Here is a 17,322-nt window from a genome sequence, read left to right as displayed (position 1 = left end):
AACCGCCCCCTAGCGAATCGCGTCTGGTGTCTGCGTGGAGAAATCCACCAGAGTTCCCAACATCTGCAGATAGGCCACGAGAGCATCCATCTCGGTGATCTGATCGCTGGTTCTGTCCTTCTTGCCTACGCTGGCTTTCGGATAGCGCTGCAGCAAGGCGTCGGTGGACGCGTCGGTGGTGGCCTGCGCGACCAGGTCCGCCTTGGCATTGGCGATATCGTCCTCGGTGTAAGGCACGCCGACGACGCGCAGCGTCTTCATGTTGGCAACGACATCGTCATAGTTGAGCGGACGATGGAGGTGCCGGTAACCGGGCATGATGGACTCGGGCACGACATCGCGGGGATTGTCGAGATGGCGGACATGCCAGTCGTTGGAATATTTTCCACCGACGCGGGCAAGATCCGGACCATTGCGCTTCGACCCCCATTGGAAGGGATGGTCGTACATCGATTCCGCGGCGAGACTGTAATGACCGTAACGTTCGGCTTCGTCGCGGAACGGACGGATCATCTGGCTGTGACAAAGATAGCAGCCTTCGCGGACGTAGATGTTGCGCCCCTCCTGCTCGAGCGGTGAATAGGGACGCATGCCCTCCACCTTCTCGATGGTCTCGGTGATGGTGAACAGGGGAACGATCTCGACGATACCGCCGATGATGACTGTCAGCAGAATGCCGACCATCAGCAGGATGACATTCGTCTCAATTTTAGCATGATGCTTCAGGATGGACATGGATCGCTCTCCCTAGCTCCGGGCTATCACAGTGGCAGGCGCTTCGTACGGCGCTTCCGTGCGCACGTCGCCCCTGATGGTGCGATAGAAATTGTAGGCCATGATCAGACCGCCCGTGAGGAACAGGACGCCGCCGGTGGCCCGGATGATGTAGTAGGGATGCATCGCCGCCACGGATTCGACGAAGGAATATTGCAGGAATCCCATGCTGTCGTAGGCGCGCCACATCAGGCCCTGCATGATGCCCGAGATCCACATCGAGGTGATGTAGAGAACGATGCCGATGGTGGCGACCCAGAAGTGGTAGCTGACGAGGCGCATCGAATAGAGCTGCTTACGCTTCCACAGCACGGGCACCAGATAATAAAGGGCGCCGAAGCTGACGAAGGCGACCCAGCCCAGGGCACCGGAATGGACGTGGCCGATACCCCAGTCGGTGTAGTGCGACAGGGAATTGACCGCCTTGATCGACATCATCGGCCCTTCGAACGTCGCCATGCCGTAGAAGGCGACCGAGGTGACCAGGAAGCGGATCACCGGATCGGTGCGCAGCTTGTCCCAGGCCCCCGACAATGTCATCAGGCCGTTGATCATGCCGCCCCAGGAGGGCATCCACAGCATCACCGAGAAGGTCATGCCCAGCGTCTGCGCCCAATCGGGCAGCGCGGTATAATGCAGATGATGCGGACCGGCCCAGATATAGAGAAAGATCAGGGCCCAGAAATGCACGATGGAAAGACGGTAGGAATAGACCGGACGCTCGGCCCGCTTCGGCACGAAATAATACATGATGCCGAGGAAGCCGGCGGTCAGGAAGAAGCCGACGGCGTTATGTCCGTACCACCACTGCGTCAAGGCGTCCTGGACGCCGGCATAGACCTCGTAGGAACGCCACCAGGTGCCGCCGAAGATGGCCGTCGGAACCGCCAGATTGTTGCCCAGATGCAGCATGGCGATGGTGATGATCATCGCCAGGAAGAACCAGTTGGCAACATAGATATGCGGCTCTTTGCGCTTGTAGAGGGTGCCGACGAAGGCCACCAGATAAGAAACCCAAACGACGGTCAGCCAGAGGTCGGTATACCATTCCGGTTCGGCGTATTCCTTGCCCTGGGTGATCCCCAGCACATAGCCGGAGGCCGCCAGCACGATGAAGAGCTGATACCCCCAGAAGATGAAATTGCCGAAGGCCGCCCCACCGAACAGCGAGGCCCGCGAGGTCCGCTGCACGACGAAAAAGGAGGTGGCGAAGAGCACGTTGCCCCCGAAGGCGAAAATCACCGCGGAGGTGTGCACCGGCCGGAGGCGACCGAAAGAGAACCATTCCAGATCAAGGTTCAAAACCGGAAAAGCCATCTGCCAGGCGATGTAATCGCCCACCAGAAAACCGACGATGCCCCAGAAAGTCGCCGCAATGACAAACTTTTGTATGACATCGTCGACATAAGGCGTCGCTTCTTTGGCGCCGAGCGCCGTGGTCGCTTGGGTCATGCCGAACTCCTGTCTCGACCAAATTGTTCCAGGCGGAAACCAGCCCGCCGCGTTCCTCTTGTCGGGAAGATGTTTCTCTTCCCCCTTATATTCCCGCCAAGCTGGCAGTTCTTATCGAAGCTCTTGAATTAAAGCCCGGCGGATTCCCCCTCCGCCGGCAATGGTCTGCCGGAATATGCCGCTTCTGTCCAGAGGGGCCATTGATTTGAATCAAATTACCCTCGAATTTCTCCCACAATGCGTGTGGTTTCTGGAATAGGATACGTCTATGGTTGTCCAACCGCCACCTGGGCGAAAGATGGGGGCTTGGCGGACAACTCCATTCATAGCGACTTGCGGCTCCGTGCGACGCCCTCGGAAACACGCGGCTCTTGCCCAGCGCCCCCGGAACGCTACACTGCGGCAATGACAAACATCTCTGACACATCGGTCACCCGCCCGCAGATTCACCTTCTTCCCGGGCGTTCCCGCCGCTTCAGAAGCGGCCATCCGTGGATCTTTTCCAACGAAATCGTCATGAGCGCCGAAGCCAAGGCCCTGCCTCCGGGAGGCTTGGCGACGATCGTCGACGCCGGCGGCGAGCGGCTTGGCGTCGGCACATTCAATCCCCATTCGCTGATAGCCGTCCGGGTGCTCTCGCGCAATCCCGACGAGACTGTCGACCAATCCTTTCTCGCCCTGCGCCTGCGCCGCGCCCTCGCCCTTCGCGACAGACTCTACGACCGGCCGTTCTACCGTCTGATCCATGCCGAGGCCGATGGCCTGCCGGGACTGGTGATCGACCGTTACGGCGATATCGTCGTGCTGGAGGCCAACACCGCCGGCATGGAGATGCTTCTTCCCGCGCTGCTCGCCGCGCTGGACGAGGTCCTGGCCCCGTCCACCGTCCTTTTGCAGAACGACGGCGCCATCCGCAAACTGGAGGGGCTGGAACTTTACGACCGGGTGGCCAAGGGCGAGATCTCCGGGCCGATCGAACTGGAAGAAAACGGCGCCTATTTCTTCGCCGACCTGGTCACCGGCCAAAAAACCGGCTGGTTCTTCGACCAGCGGGACAATCGCGCCGCCGTCGCCGCCATGGCCAAGGGCCGCAGCGTGATCGATTTCTACAGTTATGCCGGCGGCTTCGCCATCCAGGCGGCCCTTGCCGGCGCCGGCAAGGTGGTCGCCGTCGACCGTTCGGAAGGCTCGCTGGCCCTGGCCGCCCAATCGGCGGAGCGTAACGGGGTCGTCATCGAGCCCGTCCGGGCGGAAGCCTTCGCCGAGATGGAACGCCTAAAGGCCGCCAACCAGCTCTTCGGCGTCGTCATCGCCGACCCGCCGGCCTTCGTCAAATCGAAGAAGGATCTGGCCGCCGGCTCGAAAGGCTATCGCAAGATGGTGCGTCTGGCCGCCGGCCTGGTCGAGCCCGGAGGCGTTCTGATGGTGGCGTCCTGCTCGCATCACATGGGCACCGACGCCTTCGCCGAAGAGGTCCGCCACGGCCTGTCGCTCGCCGGCAGGGAGGGACGCATCCTGCGCTCGTCGGGCGCCGGCGCCGACCACCCCCTCCATCCCTTCCTTCCGGAAAGCGCCTATCTGAAGGCGCTGCTTCTGCAACTGGATTAAGCCGGCCAGGGGGCGTGACCGACACGCCCCCCCTCCGCCGCTCGGGCTAACGAGCGCGATTCAATCCAAACGCAACGCGCTCTGGCTCCGAATGTCAGGGACCGGACGCGAGATGCGCCCGCACCAGTTCGCTCCGGGCCGCCAGGAATTCGGTCTGGAACTGGACATTCTGCATCAACAATCGGCTGGCCACCGTTGCCGCCACCTGCCCCGCCTCGATATCGCTGCGAAAATGGACGCCGCAGATAAGGCGGTTATGAGCATAGTCGGCGGCCCGGGTCAGGATTTCCTCGCGCTTCTCCGGCACCATGGCGGCCAGGATGATCCCATCGAGCCAGCCCAACGTCGCATGTCCGCTGGGATAGGATTCGCTGGTGCCCCGGCCGATCGGATGCAGCGTCGGGTCCACCGCGACGGGACGCCTGCGGTGCCAGGCCACCTTTCCCGCCTTGGCAAAAAGAGAGGCGTCGTTCTTGATCCGCGAGAAAAAGGACGCAACGGCAGGCAGGCGCTCGGCACTGAAATCCTTGCCGAAAATCGTGCGATAAATGAACACCTCCTCCTCGGCATCGTCCGATTTGGCGCGCTCCTCCGCTTCGGCCGTCCGGCTCTCTTCGATCCGGTGCAATTCGGCCAGTTCATCCGCCTCCTGCGGTGAGGTTTCGGCCGGCGGCGGCGGCAGGATATTTTGCAGATCGAATGGTTGCTCCGGCAGGAAAATCGGCTCGCGGGCCTGTGCCGTCCCGAAACCGAGCGGAGCCACCGAGACGACGAGAGAAGCGGCGACAAGCGCGGCCTTGAACAACCGGGACAACTGTTGACGCATCATGAGCTCCGGAAGATACGGTTTTAAGGTTGGACCGAAAAATTGACGGCGATGGTAAGCTTGAGCAAATGCCCCGCCAGGTCCGGAGGGGGCGTCGGCAGAACGGCGTTGTTCAGCGCGGCGATCGCCGCCTCGTCCAGAACGTCGTAGCCGCTTGACGTCACGATGCGGGCATTCGACGCCTGACCATCGCGATAATCGAAACCGATGCGGCTCTGCCCGACCAGCTTGCGAACCCTCGCGGCGTTCGGATAACGCAACGCGGCCTGGACTGCGGCACGGGCCTGTGCCTGGAAAAGATCGACGGCCTCGGCTTTCGCTGCCGAACGGACCGGAGGCGCCTCGACGGGCGCCGGCGGCGGCGGTTCGGCGAAATCGGACGGCGCGCTGCTGACCAGACCCGGCGGCGGCGCCGTCCTGGCGGAAACCGGTGGCGGCGGAACGGGTTTCCTCATCTCCGGTTTGGCCTGCATCTTTTGCGACACGGGCTTGGCCGGCTCGGGTTTGGGAGGCAGGGCTTTCGGCGGTTCCGGCTCGGGCGGCTTCGGCAACTCGGGCGGCGGCAAGGTGGTCAGGTCAAGATTGATCTCCTCCCTCGCCGGCGGCGGCGGGGCGGGACGAGCCAACAACCAGGCCGCGCCGGTCAGAACGGCCGCCTCCACGGCAATGGCCAGCACCGCCGCGGGCCACCAGCGGGGGGAGGGGACCACGGGCGCCAGGACGAAACTCATCGGCGCGCTCACGGCTGCGTTTCGATTTGCGCGGCCAAACCCAGTTGGGTCACGCCAGCCGTCCGGCAGGCATCCATGACCGCCATCAGTTGCTGAACCGTGACCGACTTGGAACTGGCGATAGTCACCGCCGTCTCCGCCGCATTGCCGGCTGCCAGCCGCGCGGTCAGATCGGACAGGGATATCGCCTGATTCTCGACCGAAATGCCGCCGTCGTCGGCCACGGCGACGAGAACCTTGGGATGGGGAATTTGTTGGGCGGTGGAGCTGTGCGGCAATTGGGTCGCCAACCCGCTTGACGGGATCATCCGCAAAACCACCATCACGAAGAAGACCAACAGGAAAAACATGATGTCGATCATCGGCACGATTTCGATGCGGGCCTTGCGCTGCTCGAGATATCGCATGGCTCAGAGTCCCCGCACGCTGACCGAACGGGTCACCTGAATCTCCTCGTCCCGGTTGCCGCTCAAGCGATTGACCAGCATGGTCTTCAGCGTCTCCATGTCATGGACGACCAGGCGAACCCGGGCCTGCAGGCTGTTAAAAAAGATCAACCCGATAATGGCGATGAACAGTCCCGAGGCCGTAGCGATCAGGGCTTCGGCGACACCGCCGGTAATCTCCGTGGGGGCCGCTCCGGGCTTCCCCAATACCTGAAACGCGTTGAACATGCCGATGATGGTTCCCAAAAGACCCAGCAACGGCGCCAAGGTCACCGCCGTATCGAGCATCCATAGCGAGCGGTCGACCCTCGGCACTTCGCGCAGAACCGCCTCCTCCAACAAATCGGCGAGGCGCGCGTGATCATGTTCATTGGGAAAAGCCAACGGAACGCGAAGCACGCTGCCGATCGGCTGGCCTTCGACGCGGACCAGTTCCCGTTCAAGGGCGGTCCGGTCGAGATGGGTCAGCCCGGCCACCCGAGCGATCGTCGCCCGGCTGGCCGACATCAACCGGGCCAGCCACCAGACGCGTTCGAAGCTGACGGTAAGGGTCACCAGCAACAGGACCGGCATGGCGAAAAGAACCCCGCCCGAAGCGGCGGCAAGATCAATCAGGTGAGAAAAAGACATTCCAAAGCTCCGAACGGGTCAGTGAGGAGGTGCGCTTAGAAAGAGACGGAGAGGGTTCCGAAATAACTCCGTCCCGACATCCAGTAATAAGTGGCGGAGGCCGGCGTCGGCGTGCTGCCGCTCAGCATGCTCGACGCATCGGTGATGGTGTGGTGGTCGAACAGATTGGTGATGCCGAAGGAGATTTTGATGTCGCTGGTATGCGCCACCACATTGCCGAAACGATAGCCGACCACCAGATCCGTCGAGTTGAACGGCTTCAGGCGGTTGAAATCGGTCCCGGCCACCTGGCTGCCGGCGTAACGATGACCGACATATTTGGTGAGGAACGAGCCGAAAGCGCCGTCCTTGTCGTAAAGCAGACCCCCGCCCAAGGTCACGTCGGGAGCATTGGCCACCCAGAGATTGGTTCCCTTGGTCTTGGCGCTGTTCAGGCTTCCGCTGGTATAAAGGCTGAATCCGGCACCGACGACACCGGTCGCCTCGCCTTCGATGCCCTGATAATCCACGCCGCCGATATTGCTGTAGTAGGCATTATTGCCGCTGCCGTTCAACTGGGCATAGTTGGCGAAATCGATGAAATAAAGATCGGCATCGGCCGTGATGCGATCGTTCTTCCAAACCGCCCCCACCTGGTAATTGGTGGTGGTCTGCGGCTGCATCTTATTGGCCTGCGGGTCCGCCACGTAAAGGGCGTTGACGGTCGGCGCCTGGATGCCCTGCGCATATTGGAAATAGGCGGAAAGCTCGGGCAAAACGCGATAGCGGGCGGTGAAATAGGGCAGATCGGCGTAATAGGCGGCGTTAATCGCCTGCGTGCGGACCGTCTGTGTCTTGCCGCCGGCCGTCTGGTTGGGATTGCCGAACTGGTCGCGGCTGAAATCATAATGCTTGTAGCCGGGCGTCAGGCTCCAGCGGTCCGAGGGCTTCCACTCATATTCGACGAACGGCTGGAAAGTGTCGATCTTCGAAAGGATATTGTACTGATAGGCGGCGGGATAGGTCGTCGTCGGAACGGCGAGCCCCAGCGTGTCGTCACGCTGGATCAGATAACGCGTGTTGTTGACATGCTCGACCCAGGCCCCGAAACGCCCGGTGCCCGACCAAATCCCGGCATCGACGTCGCGCGACAGCGTAAGAATGTCCCCGAAAGCGCGGAAGCGGTTTTCCTTGGCCAATCCCATCACGTCGTTGGCCAGGGCCGGGTTGGCCGCCAACTGGGCCTTGGTGTAAAGTGACGTGGTGGTTTCCGTCGTCTGGTCTTTCTCTTCGAGATCCTTGTTGACGTAGGCGTAGGTGTAAGCCTTGTTGTCGACCTGGAAGAGTCCGGCATCGCCGGTCAACGTCATGATCTCGAAATCCGTCGTCTTATGGACGTGATTGAAGCCGAAATAATCGGCGCTGGACGGATTGGCATTCAGGCCGGCATAAGACTTCCCGTACTTGGCCGCCTGCGCCATGGTGATCTGGGCCAGACCGTAATACATGCCCGTCTCCACCGAGCTCATGAGGGTCATGTCCCAGCTTTCTCCGATCGGCTGGTCGATCTTCAGCATGTAGTTTTTGTGTGCGGCGGCGGCGTATTGCAATGCGCCATCGGTCATCGTGTTGTCGTAGTTGAACAGAACCTTGGTCCCGGTCTCCTTGATGAGGCCGGATTGCGCCTCGAGATTGTAGTTCTGCGTGTTGTCGCTGCCCCAACCGGTGTCCACATGCCCACCGGCCGTGTCGGAGAAGGCGCGCGAGAACAAATTGACGCTGCCGCCGAACGATGAATAGCCCTGGGTGCTGGCCTGTCCGGGTCCGCGATCGATGATCACTTGGCTGAGAGATCCAGACGGCAGATAGGCGGTGGAATGATGGGTCGGGTCGTTGGCGTCACCGAAAGGCACGCCATCGATGGTGATGTTGTATTGACCGTCGACGAAACCGCGCATCTGGATCTTGGCCTCGGACGCCCCCGGCCCGTTCGGGCTGGTGGTATAGACGCTGGGCGCCATCTTGACGATCGCCGACATGTCCGACTGCGGCGGCAGCATGTCGCTGATGTAGCGATCGCTGATAATGGTCTGGGGCTCGGTGGCGTAAAGGCTGCTTTGCGTCGGCGCGATCGCCGCGGCAGTGCCGGGCGCAGCCTTGCTCCCGACCGCAGTATCGTTATTGCCCCCCGACCCGGCGACATCGACGGCGCCCAGATCGAGCGTCTGAGCCCCCGCCAGCGCGGTACTCGCCAGAAGCGCCGCCACGGAAAGACCGACGGCGCGGAAATACGCACGATTATCCAAACCAACTCCGGAATGTACGGCTGCCAACACGTCTTTGCCCCCCAAACAAATTAAGTCGGCGGCAATATGTCATAAGCGACAATGATAATGATGTCGGAAAGAAACGATAAACCTGTCAGGATTATCCCCACACGCCAACAGAAAGTGAAATATTTCTGTAACAGAATATTGATTAAACTTATGCTATTGAACTAGGCGAATCATCCAGATTATTTCATTAAATATTCTTTAAAATATGCGAAGGCGACGCCCTATTCCACCAAAACAATACTTCTTTGATATCCGCCCGAATATCGCAGAACACATAAAATACAAAAATTGATAATGAAAAATGCAAAATAAAATTTTTTGAAATGGCGGAAAATATGGAGATTTCCACTGAAATTAGTGAATTTAAACTCATATCACAAAAATATAAACGCTATATTTTTGATATTTCACTTCGACCGTTCTTAATTATAGTACTATCTGCGGCAATTCCATTAATATTGTTAGGAATAATTAGCGGATATCGCTCAAGCACACAGGAACGCCAAACAGTCGCCTTGCAAGTTGCCCTGCGCGCCGAGCGCCTGGCCCACCAGGTGGAAACCGAACTGGAAGGCGAAATCGAGGCGGCGCAACCTTTGGCGAACCTGCGCAGGCTCAACCGCGACGACACATCGAGCTTCCTCGAACATGCCCAGCGTCTGCAGACCCTGCATCCAAACTGGTTGACCGTGTCTCTCGCGGCGACATCCGGCGCGCAGATCCTGAACGCCGAACAGCCCGGCGGCCAACCGGCCGGCAGCAACGGAGACATCGACGGCTTCCGCAAAGCGGTGGAAACGGCGAAGGCCACCGTCGGCGGCTATCTACCGTCGGGAACCCTGGCGCAGACCGCCAGCATCCCGATTCACTATCCGGTCGTTCGCCAGGATTCGGTGCGCTTCGTCGTCTCCGTCGGCATAAAACCCGGCACCTTCGAAGAGACGCTGAACATGGCCGATCTCCCCAAGGGCTGGGACGGCGCCCTGGTCGACGCCTCGGGCCGGATCATCGCCAGCACGGACAGACGCCACCGCGGACAGTTCGGCATCGGCGATAAATTCGACATCGCCATCTGCTGCAAGGACAACGCGGCCATTCACGAGGAGATCCTGCCCAATGGCCAGGCCGTCTACGCGGTCTCGCAAAAGATCCCGCTCAGCGCCTGGACCGTACATCTGAGAATGCCCAAAGCGTCCCTCGACAAGCCGGTCCGAAGGGCATGGCTGATGATCGTCCTGGCCGGCACCGGCGCCCTCTTTCTGACCGCCTTGCTGGCCAGCCTGGTGGCGCACTCCATCGCGGCACGACGCCGCGTCGAGATGGAAGGCGCCGAACAGGTGCTGCGCCGGAGCGAAGCATGGCGCCTGTTGGCGGTCGAAACCGCCGACATCGGCACCTGGCACTGGAGATTTGGCAGCGACAACATTGAATGGTGCGAACGTTGCCGCCGCCTTTGCGGCCTGACGGGGCATCTCAACAGTTACGATGCCTTTCTGGCCACCATCCATCCCGAGGACCGGGAGGCGGTCGATCTCGCCATGCGGCAATGCCGGCACGATCAAACCCCTTACGAGGTCAACGTCCGGGCCATGCTGGCCGACGGCAACGTCCGTTGGCTGCGCATTTCCGGCCAGGTTCCCGAGCACGGTTCGAACAAGACGGCCGGTATCTATGGCGTCATCGTCAATATCGACAAGCAGAAGAAAGCGGAAGCGGAACATCGCCTGTTGTTGACCCTGCTCAACTCCGCGCAGGAGGACGAACGACGGCGCATCGCCCGCGATCTTCACGACCGTGTCGGCCAAACGGTCGCCGGCCTGTCCTTGCGGCTGAAGCGGCTGGAAGTCGAAGCGGCGTCGCCCGCCACCCTCGATGCCTGCAAGGAGCTGAAAAAGATGATTTCCGACATCAGCCAGGACATTCACCGCGCCGCCGTCGAATTGCGCCCCACGGCCCTCGACGATATCGGGTTGCGCGATGCGCTCGCCACCTTGCTCGACGAATGGCGCAATCAGACAGGTATCGACCTGGACGTCTTCATGCGAGGACTGGAAGGACCGAGACTGGCCCCCGTCATCGAAACCACCGTCTACCGCATCATCGTCGAACTGTTGACCAATATCGTCAAACATGCCGAGGCGTCGGCCGTCAACGTCACACTGGATCGCCGTCCGGGACAATTGGTGCTGATCGTCGAGGATAACGGACGAGGATTCGCCGACGGCTCCGCCACCCCCTCCTCGCAACGCCACCTAGGCCTGCTGGGCATCCGCGAACGGCTGGAACTGGTCAACGGGCAATTGAAGATCGAAAGTGAAATCGGCGCGGGCACGGCGATCTTCGTCCGCATCCCCCTCCCCGCCATCGACCAGCCGGGAGAAGCGGCATGACGGCAATTCGCGTCGCCCTCGCCGACGACCATCCGATCGTGCTCACCGGCATCAAGGCGTTGATCGAGACCGAACCCGACATCACCGTGGTCAGCGCGTCCACCAGCGGACTTTCCGCCGCGGCGGAGATCGCCGCGACCATCCCCGACGTCGCCGTGGTCGACATCTCGATCGGCGACATGGACGGAATCGAGCTGATCCGCCGCCTGAAAGCCGAGGTGCCGTCCGTCCGCCTGCTCGCCCTGACCGTCCATGAAGACCAAAGCTATCTTCAGCAGGCACTACTGGCAGGCGTCGACGGCTATCTGCTGAAGCGGTCGGCGGCCGAGGATCTGGTCCGCGCCGTTCGCACGGTGGCCCGCCAGGAAATGTATCTCGACCCGGCCATCGCCGCCAAGGCCGTGGCGCCGCCCCCCGGCAGGCTGCCCAACGCCGACATCCTGAGCGAGCGCGAAACCAGCGTCCTGCGCCTGCTCGCACAGGGGTTCACCACCAAGGAGATCGCTGAACGCCTGCTCATCAGCATCAAGACGGTGGAAACCTACAAAGTGCGCGCCGCCGAAAAACTCAACTTGAGGACACGCGTCCAGATCATCCGCTTCGCCGCGGCGCAAGGCTGGTTCGAAGCCCCACTCTAGGCTTGCGTGACGCTGAAAAAACTCCGTTTTTTCAATTGCTCAAACGCCGCTCAGACTAACGGGCGCGATTCAATCCAACCGCAGCGCGCTAATCCACCCCGACGGCATGGCGGATCTCCTCACGGGAACGGGCGTAGTCCGCCATGAAACGCGGGTCGTGCAGGAGGACGTTGGCGATCACCGTTCCGGCGATGCGACCGGCCTCGATATCGGTCGGATAATGGACGCCGGCGACCAGCCGGTGATGGGCGTAAAGCGCCGCCCGGGCGAAAATTTCAGAAGATTTTTCGGGAACCATGGCCGCCAGCAGGATAGCCGCGGCATAGGCGAAGCTCGCGTGCCCGCTGGGATAGGATCCGCTGCGATGATGAGGCGCCGGCGACATCTCCGCATCATTGCGCAACGCTTCCACGCGCGTGTCGACGATATAGGGCCGCAACCGATCGAAATCGACTTTGGCCGTGCCGACGATGGCATGGATATCGCCCCCCACCCGGGCGAAAAACGGCAGGGAAAAGGTCAGCTTCCCGGCGGTGAAACCGTCACCCAAGGCATCGGCGAAACGCAGTACAGACCTTTCCCCATCGGCGCGTGCCGCCTCGGCCTCCTGTGGAGAACGGCTTCGCGAGGCTTCGACAACCGCCTCAAGGTCTGATTTCTCCTCGGATGTCCCGGGAGAGGGAGGCGGCGACAACAGCCGCCCGAGATCGACCTGGGCGATCCCCACATAATGGGCGTCGGACGCCGCCTGCGCCGGAAATCCGAACGTCAGAGACAGGATAAGAAAAAGAGCGTGACGGAGCGGATGATTCGGCAACGATATGCGCATCCTTGTCCCCTTCGACGGTAGACTCTGTGGCCGAGGCCAAGGGGCCATAGACGACATGAACGGGTCAAGCCCGGAAAATCCTGACGCAAGGGACCGTCAACGGTGGGAAAATGTCCATGACCGCTTCTCGATATCGGTCCTCGCAACATAAACGGCACGACCTTCAACGAAGCGCTCAAAAAATCCCCTTTGGGGCCCCATCGGCCAATGCCAAGCCGCTGACCCGAAGCGATCACCGTTAAGGTTCGCGTCATGACGATTGACTCGTCCGGCACAAGTCCCTATACACCGTTCCTCCCTTTTTCTTGGGCCGTTTGGAGTTCGAACCGTGAAGCGTACCTATCAACCCAGCAAGCTCGTCCGCGCCCGCCGCCACGGCTTCCGCTCCCGCATGGCCACCGTCGGCGGTCGCCGCGTTCTGTCCGAGCGTCGCGCCAAGGGCCGCAAGCGCCTCTCCGCCTGATCCTGTCGGCTTTGCCGGCGGGTCGCGGCCACGATGACGCGCCGGATGCGCGGATGATGACGGTCGGACGCCTGAAGCGTCGTTCCGAATTTCTCCGCGTCGCCGGCTTGCGGCGCAAATGGGCGGCGCCCGGCCTGATTTTGCAGGCGGCGCCGGCTATCATCGACTCATCCTCTCCCACAGACTGCGCCGATGCCGCTCCCGCTTCCGGTGAGACGGCAACCGATTTGCGCGTGGGATTTACCTGCAGCAAAAAAGTGGGCAACTCGGTGGCGCGAAACCGCGCCAAACGGCGTTTGCGCGCGGCGGCGGCGGCGGTTTTACCGGTCCGGGCCATGCCCGGCTATGACTATGTGCTGATCGGCCGCCAAGAAACCTTGCGCCGGCCCTTCGCTCTGCTCTTGCAGGATTTGCAAACCGCGTTAAAACGTGTGGGCGCGGATCGCCCTTGCGATTCCGCCGATCGTCCACCCCAAGGCCTGCAGAGTGGTCAAGAGGCTCCATGAAACTGGTCAGCGCGTCGCTCCGCGGCTTGATCCGCGGCTACCAGTTGTTGCTATCGCCGATTTTACCGGCGCATAGCTGCCGCTTCCTGCCCACCTGTTCGGCCTATGGGATGGAGGCACTGGACAAGCATGGCGCGCTTGTAGGCATTTGGCTGATCGTCAAGCGCTTGTCACGATGCCACCCGTGGGGCGGCTCCGGCTATGATCCGGTCCCCGAACCGCACATCCACCACGCCCGCGGCCACCGCCACCATGGCGGCGGCTCTTGTTGTCCCACAGGCTCCCATTAGCCCGTCCGGCCTTCCGGAAAGAAAGTCATGAACGAACAGAAGAACATTATCCTGGCGATTGCCCTTTCGGTGGCCATTCTGCTCGGTTGGCAGTTCCTGATGCCCAAACCGGCCACGCCGCCCGGCCAAACGCCTTCCGGCCAGACCGACACTCAAGCGGGTCCGGACAAACAGACGTCAGCCGTGCCGAAAGTGCCGGATCAACAGACCTCGGCCGTGGTCCCCGCGGTCGTCTCGGCGGAAACGCGGGCGGCAGCCATCGCCCAGGCTCCGCGCGTGAAGATCAGCACCCCCAGCCTGAGCGGATCCTTCTCGCTGATGGGTGGCCGGATCGACGATCTCGATCTGGTGCATTTCCATGAAAGCCCCGACCCCGCCAGCCCGGAAATCACCTTGCTGTCGCCGGGAGCCGGCGCCGGCGCCTATTACGCCGAATTCGGCTTCGTCGCGGCAGACGCCAAGGACAAGGACGCCATTCCCGGCCCGGATACCCTGTGGACGGCCAGCGGCCAGACCCTGACGCCCGACACTCCCGTCACCTTGACCTGGGAAAACGGACACGGCCTGAAGTTCAGCCGGACCTACACGGTGGACGCCAACTACATGTTCAGCGTGACGCAGAAGGTGGAGAACACCGGATCTTCGCCCATCACCCTGTTCCCCTACGCCCTGGTGTCGCGCTGGGGCACGCCGAAAACGCAGGACATCTACATCCTGCATGAGGGCGCCCTGGGTGTGCTGGACGGCACGCTCAAGGAAATGAAATACAAGAAGTTGCGCGAGGACGAGCATCTGGTCGAGGCCAAGAGCACCGGCGGATGGATTGGCTTCACCGACAAATACTGGCTGACGGCGCTCATCCCCGACCAGAGCATGCCGATCTCCACCCGGATGAACTGGCGCGCGGTGGACGGTGTCGACCGTTACCAGAGCGATTGGCTGGGGGGCGGCCTGACCGTGGCGGCCGGGGCCAGTTCGGAAACCACCAGTCACTTCTTCGCCGGAGCCAAGGAGCTCGCCAAGCTCGACGCCTATGGCGAGAAGCTGGGAATTCCCCGTTTCGATCTGGCCATCGACTTCGGCTGGTTCTATTTCCTGACCAAGCCCTTCTTCTATTTCCTGCGCTTCATCCATTCCGAAGTGGCCAATTTCGGCATCGCCATCCTGATCTTCACGGTGATCATCAAGGGCGCCTTCTTCCCCATCGCCAACAAGTCCTACAAGGCGATGAGCAAGATGAAGAAGCTGCAACCCGAGGTGAAGAAACTGCAGGAACGTTTCGGCGACGACCGGGCCCGCCTCAATCAGGAAATGATGGCGCTCTACAAGCGCGAGAAGGCCAACCCGGTCTCCGGCTGCCTGCCCATCCTGATCCAGATCCCGGTGTTCTTCGCCCTCTATAAGGTGCTTTACGTCACCATCGAGATGCGCCAGGCGCCCTTCTTCGGCTGGATCAAGGATCTCTCGGTTCCAGACCCGACCACGATTTTCAATCTGTTCGGCCTGATCCCCTGGGTGCCGCCGGAATTCCTGCATATCGGCATTTGGCCGCTGATCATGGGCGTCACCATGTATCTGCAGCAGAAGCTGAATCCGGCGCCGGCCGATCCCATCCAGGCCAAGATGTTCACCTTCCTGCCGATCATCTTCACCTTCATGCTGGCCAGTTTCCCGGCCGGACTGGTGATCTACTGGGCATGGAGCAATACATTGTCGATCGCCCAGCAGTGGCTGATCATGCGCCGGCAGGACCGAACCTGACCGCCCCCGTCACCGACGGCGAGGAGGCGGCCCGCATCGAGGCGGGCCGCCTCCTGTTCGCCAAGGAATGCGGCTTCGTCGCGGGCACGGCGACGCTGGCCCGCCTGCCGTCGGCCTCCCTGCCGGAAGTGGCCTTCGCCGGACGTTCCAATGTCGGAAAGTCCAGCCTCATCAACGCGCTCACCGGACGCAACGGATTGGCCCGCGCCTCCAACACGCCCGGCCGGACCCAGCAGATCAACTTCTTCGATCTGGGACGGCGCCTGATGCTGGTCGATCTGCCGGGCTATGGCTACGCCCAGGCCCCGAAAAACCAGGTCGCCGAGTGGAACGCGCTGGTCGAGGCTTATCTGAAAGGCCGCACGGTGTTGCGGCGCACCTGCGTTCTGATCGATTCGCGGCACGGTCTCAAGGACAGCGACGACGAGGTGATGACCATGCTCGACAAGAGCGCGGTCAACTACCAGATCGTCTTGACCAAAGCCGACAAGATCAAGCCCTCGGCGCTCGAAACCGTTCGGGCGGAGGTCGCCGCCTCCATCGCCAAACGCCCCGCCGCCCATCCCGAGATATTGTCCACCAGTGCCGAAAGCGGCTTGGGGATCGCGCAGTTGCGCGCTAACCTCACCGCCTTGGCCCTTAACGTCGCATTGCCGGAGACCACTCCATGACCGCCGATCCAAACCGCGCCGATGAACGCGCAACCTGGCTCGAAAAAGCGAGTACCCTATCCGAGGCCCTGCCCTTCTTTCGTGAACATGCCGGCGAAACCTTCGTCATCAAGTACGGCGGCCATGCCATGGGCGATGAGAACCTCGCCCAGTTATTCGCCCGGGATGTCGTCCTGCTGCGTCAGGTGGGGATCAATCCGGTGGTCGTGCATGGCGGCGGGCCGCAGATCGGGGCCATGCTGGAACGCCTCAAGATCAAGAGCGAATTCGTCGACGGCCTCCGGGTGACCGATCAGGCCACCGTCGACATCGTTGAAATGGTTCTGGCCGGTTCGATCAACAAGCAGATCGTCACCGCCATCAATCAGGCCGGAGGCTTCGCCGTCGGTCTGTCCGGCAAGGATGGCCAGCTGATCCGCGCGCGCAAATTGCGCCGCACCACCCGCGACCCCGACTCCAACATCGAGAGGGTTCTCGATCTGGGCTTCGTCGGCGAGCCGGCGGAAATCAATCCCCACATCCTGAACTTCTTCCAGCAGTCCGACATCATTCCGGTCATCGCGCCGACCGGCGTCGGAATGTCGGGCGAAACCTACAACATCAACGCCGACACCGCCGCTGGAGCCATCGGCGGCGCCTGCGGGGCGTCCCGGCTGATCTTCCTCACCGACGTCGCCGGAGTGCTCGACAAGCAGGGCAACCTGATTCCCGACATGACCGCCCGTCAGGCCCGGCAACTGATCGCCGACGGCACCATCAGCGGCGGCATGATCCCCAAGGTCGAGACCTGCCTGCAGGCGGTCGAGCTGGGCGTCAAAGCCGCCGTCATCCTGGACGGCCGCGTCCCCCATGCCATGCTGCTGGAACTGTTCACCCCGCACGGCGCCGGCACCCTGATCCGCCACGACGCGGCGTGACCGGCCGCCCGCCGTCCTTATAAACGCAATCCCCTCATCAGAGCCCTTCCCCCGCCCTTGGGAGAGGGGCTTTTT

The 17,322-nt window shown here is 61.7% G+C and carries 17 protein-coding genes; 9 read left to right on the top strand and 8 right to left on the bottom strand.

The window, feature by feature from the left end; translation table 11 throughout:
- Positions 1-9: 9 nt before the first annotated feature.
- Both ccoO and ccoN read right to left on the bottom strand, forming a co-directional pair.
- The gene (gene ccoO / locus CWS72_RS03655; protein ID WP_101249190.1) at positions 10-735 is read right to left on the bottom strand and encodes a cytochrome-c oxidase, cbb3-type subunit II; all 726 of its coding nucleotides are present in this window, start codon (positions 733-735) and stop codon (positions 10-12) included.
- Positions 736-747: 12 nt separating this feature from the next.
- Positions 748-2,226, bottom strand: a complete 1,479-nt coding sequence (ccoN, locus tag CWS72_RS03650) for a cytochrome-c oxidase, cbb3-type subunit I (protein WP_101249189.1) — start codon at positions 2,224-2,226, stop codon at positions 748-750.
- A 405-nt stretch (positions 2,227-2,631) separates the two neighbouring features.
- On the opposite strand from ccoN, the gene CWS72_RS03645 reads away from it, so the two are divergent.
- The gene (locus CWS72_RS03645) at positions 2,632-3,834 is read left to right on the top strand and encodes a class I SAM-dependent rRNA methyltransferase (RefSeq protein WP_101249188.1); all 1,203 of its coding nucleotides are present in this window, start codon (positions 2,632-2,634) and stop codon (positions 3,832-3,834) included.
- Between the two features lie 94 nt (positions 3,835-3,928).
- Here CWS72_RS03645 and CWS72_RS03640 read toward each other — a convergent pair whose 3' ends face one another.
- From CWS72_RS03640 to CWS72_RS03620, 5 genes are read right to left on the bottom strand one after another with little or no spacing between them, the layout of a single operon-like run.
- The gene (locus CWS72_RS03640; RefSeq protein ID WP_101249187.1) at positions 3,929-4,663 is read right to left on the bottom strand and encodes an acid phosphatase; all 735 of its coding nucleotides are present in this window, start codon (positions 4,661-4,663) and stop codon (positions 3,929-3,931) included.
- A 20-nt stretch (positions 4,664-4,683) separates the two neighbouring features.
- Positions 4,684-5,391, bottom strand: a complete 708-nt coding sequence (locus tag CWS72_RS03635) for a TonB family protein (protein WP_101249186.1) — start codon at positions 5,389-5,391, stop codon at positions 4,684-4,686.
- Positions 5,392-5,399: 8 nt separating this feature from the next.
- Positions 5,400-5,798: an ExbD/TolR family protein gene (locus tag CWS72_RS03630; protein WP_101249185.1), complete on the bottom strand. Its 399-nt coding sequence runs from the start codon at positions 5,796-5,798 to the stop codon at positions 5,400-5,402.
- A gap of 3 nt (positions 5,799-5,801) precedes the next feature.
- Positions 5,802-6,467, bottom strand: coding sequence for a MotA/TolQ/ExbB proton channel family protein (locus CWS72_RS03625; protein ID WP_101249184.1), 666 nt, complete (start codon positions 6,465-6,467; stop codon positions 5,802-5,804).
- A gap of 35 nt (positions 6,468-6,502) precedes the next feature.
- Entirely contained in the window at positions 6,503-8,752 is a 2,250-nt protein-coding gene (locus CWS72_RS03620; RefSeq protein WP_101249183.1) for a TonB-dependent receptor, read from the bottom strand.
- Between the two features lie 545 nt (positions 8,753-9,297).
- Between CWS72_RS03620 and CWS72_RS03615 the strand changes: the two genes are divergently transcribed.
- Together CWS72_RS03615 and CWS72_RS03610 are read left to right on the top strand one after the other, a co-directional pair.
- Positions 9,298-11,172: a sensor histidine kinase gene (locus CWS72_RS03615; protein ID WP_158240494.1), complete on the top strand. Its 1,875-nt coding sequence runs from the start codon at positions 9,298-9,300 to the stop codon at positions 11,170-11,172.
- A complete protein-coding gene (locus CWS72_RS03610; RefSeq protein ID WP_101249181.1) occupies positions 11,169-11,810 on the top strand; it encodes a response regulator transcription factor in 642 nt (213 codons plus the stop codon). The genes CWS72_RS03615 and CWS72_RS03610 overlap by 4 nt, the downstream gene beginning before the upstream one ends.
- An 88-nt stretch (positions 11,811-11,898) precedes the next feature.
- Here the strand turns inward: CWS72_RS03610 and CWS72_RS03605 are convergent, their stop codons facing one another.
- A complete protein-coding gene (locus CWS72_RS03605) occupies positions 11,899-12,639 on the bottom strand; it encodes a phosphatase PAP2 family protein (protein ID WP_158240493.1) in 741 nt (246 codons plus the stop codon).
- 328 nt (positions 12,640-12,967) lie between these two features.
- Here CWS72_RS03605 and rpmH point away from each other — a divergent pair, with 328 nt between their 5' ends.
- Genes rpmH through argB form a run of 6 tightly spaced genes read left to right on the top strand, consistent with a single transcriptional unit; the run spans position 12,968 to position 17,247 of the window.
- Positions 12,968-13,102: a 50S ribosomal protein L34 gene (gene rpmH / locus CWS72_RS03600; protein ID WP_101249179.1), complete on the top strand. Its 135-nt coding sequence runs from the start codon at positions 12,968-12,970 to the stop codon at positions 13,100-13,102.
- A gap of 53 nt (positions 13,103-13,155) precedes the next feature.
- Positions 13,156-13,608, top strand: a complete 453-nt coding sequence (gene rnpA / locus CWS72_RS03595; protein ID WP_101249238.1) for a ribonuclease P protein component — start codon at positions 13,156-13,158, stop codon at positions 13,606-13,608.
- Complete coding sequence (gene yidD, locus CWS72_RS03590; RefSeq protein WP_101249178.1) at positions 13,605-13,898, top strand: membrane protein insertion efficiency factor YidD; 294 nt, start codon at positions 13,605-13,607, stop codon at positions 13,896-13,898. Before rnpA ends, yidD begins: the two co-directional genes overlap by 4 nt.
- A gap of 27 nt (positions 13,899-13,925) precedes the next feature.
- Positions 13,926-15,659: a membrane protein insertase YidC gene (gene yidC / locus CWS72_RS03585; protein ID WP_101249177.1), complete on the top strand. Its 1,734-nt coding sequence runs from the start codon at positions 13,926-13,928 to the stop codon at positions 15,657-15,659.
- On the top strand, positions 15,626-16,330 hold the full coding sequence (gene yihA, locus CWS72_RS03580; protein WP_420824044.1) for a ribosome biogenesis GTP-binding protein YihA/YsxC: 705 nt from the start codon (positions 15,626-15,628) through the stop codon (positions 16,328-16,330). The genes yidC and yihA overlap by 34 nt, the downstream gene beginning before the upstream one ends.
- Positions 16,327-17,247: an acetylglutamate kinase gene (argB, locus tag CWS72_RS03575; RefSeq protein ID WP_101249175.1), complete on the top strand. Its 921-nt coding sequence runs from the start codon at positions 16,327-16,329 to the stop codon at positions 17,245-17,247. Before yihA ends, argB begins: the two co-directional genes overlap by 4 nt.
- Positions 17,248-17,322: the final 75 nt, after the last annotated feature.

It is taken from the genome of Telmatospirillum siberiense, from assembly GCF_002845745.1.
Taxonomy (GTDB): domain Bacteria; phylum Pseudomonadota; class Alphaproteobacteria; order Rhodospirillales; family Magnetospirillaceae; genus Telmatospirillum; species Telmatospirillum siberiense.
Note: the sequence above shows the minus strand (reverse complement) of the source record. Positions and strands in the feature narration are given on the sequence as shown.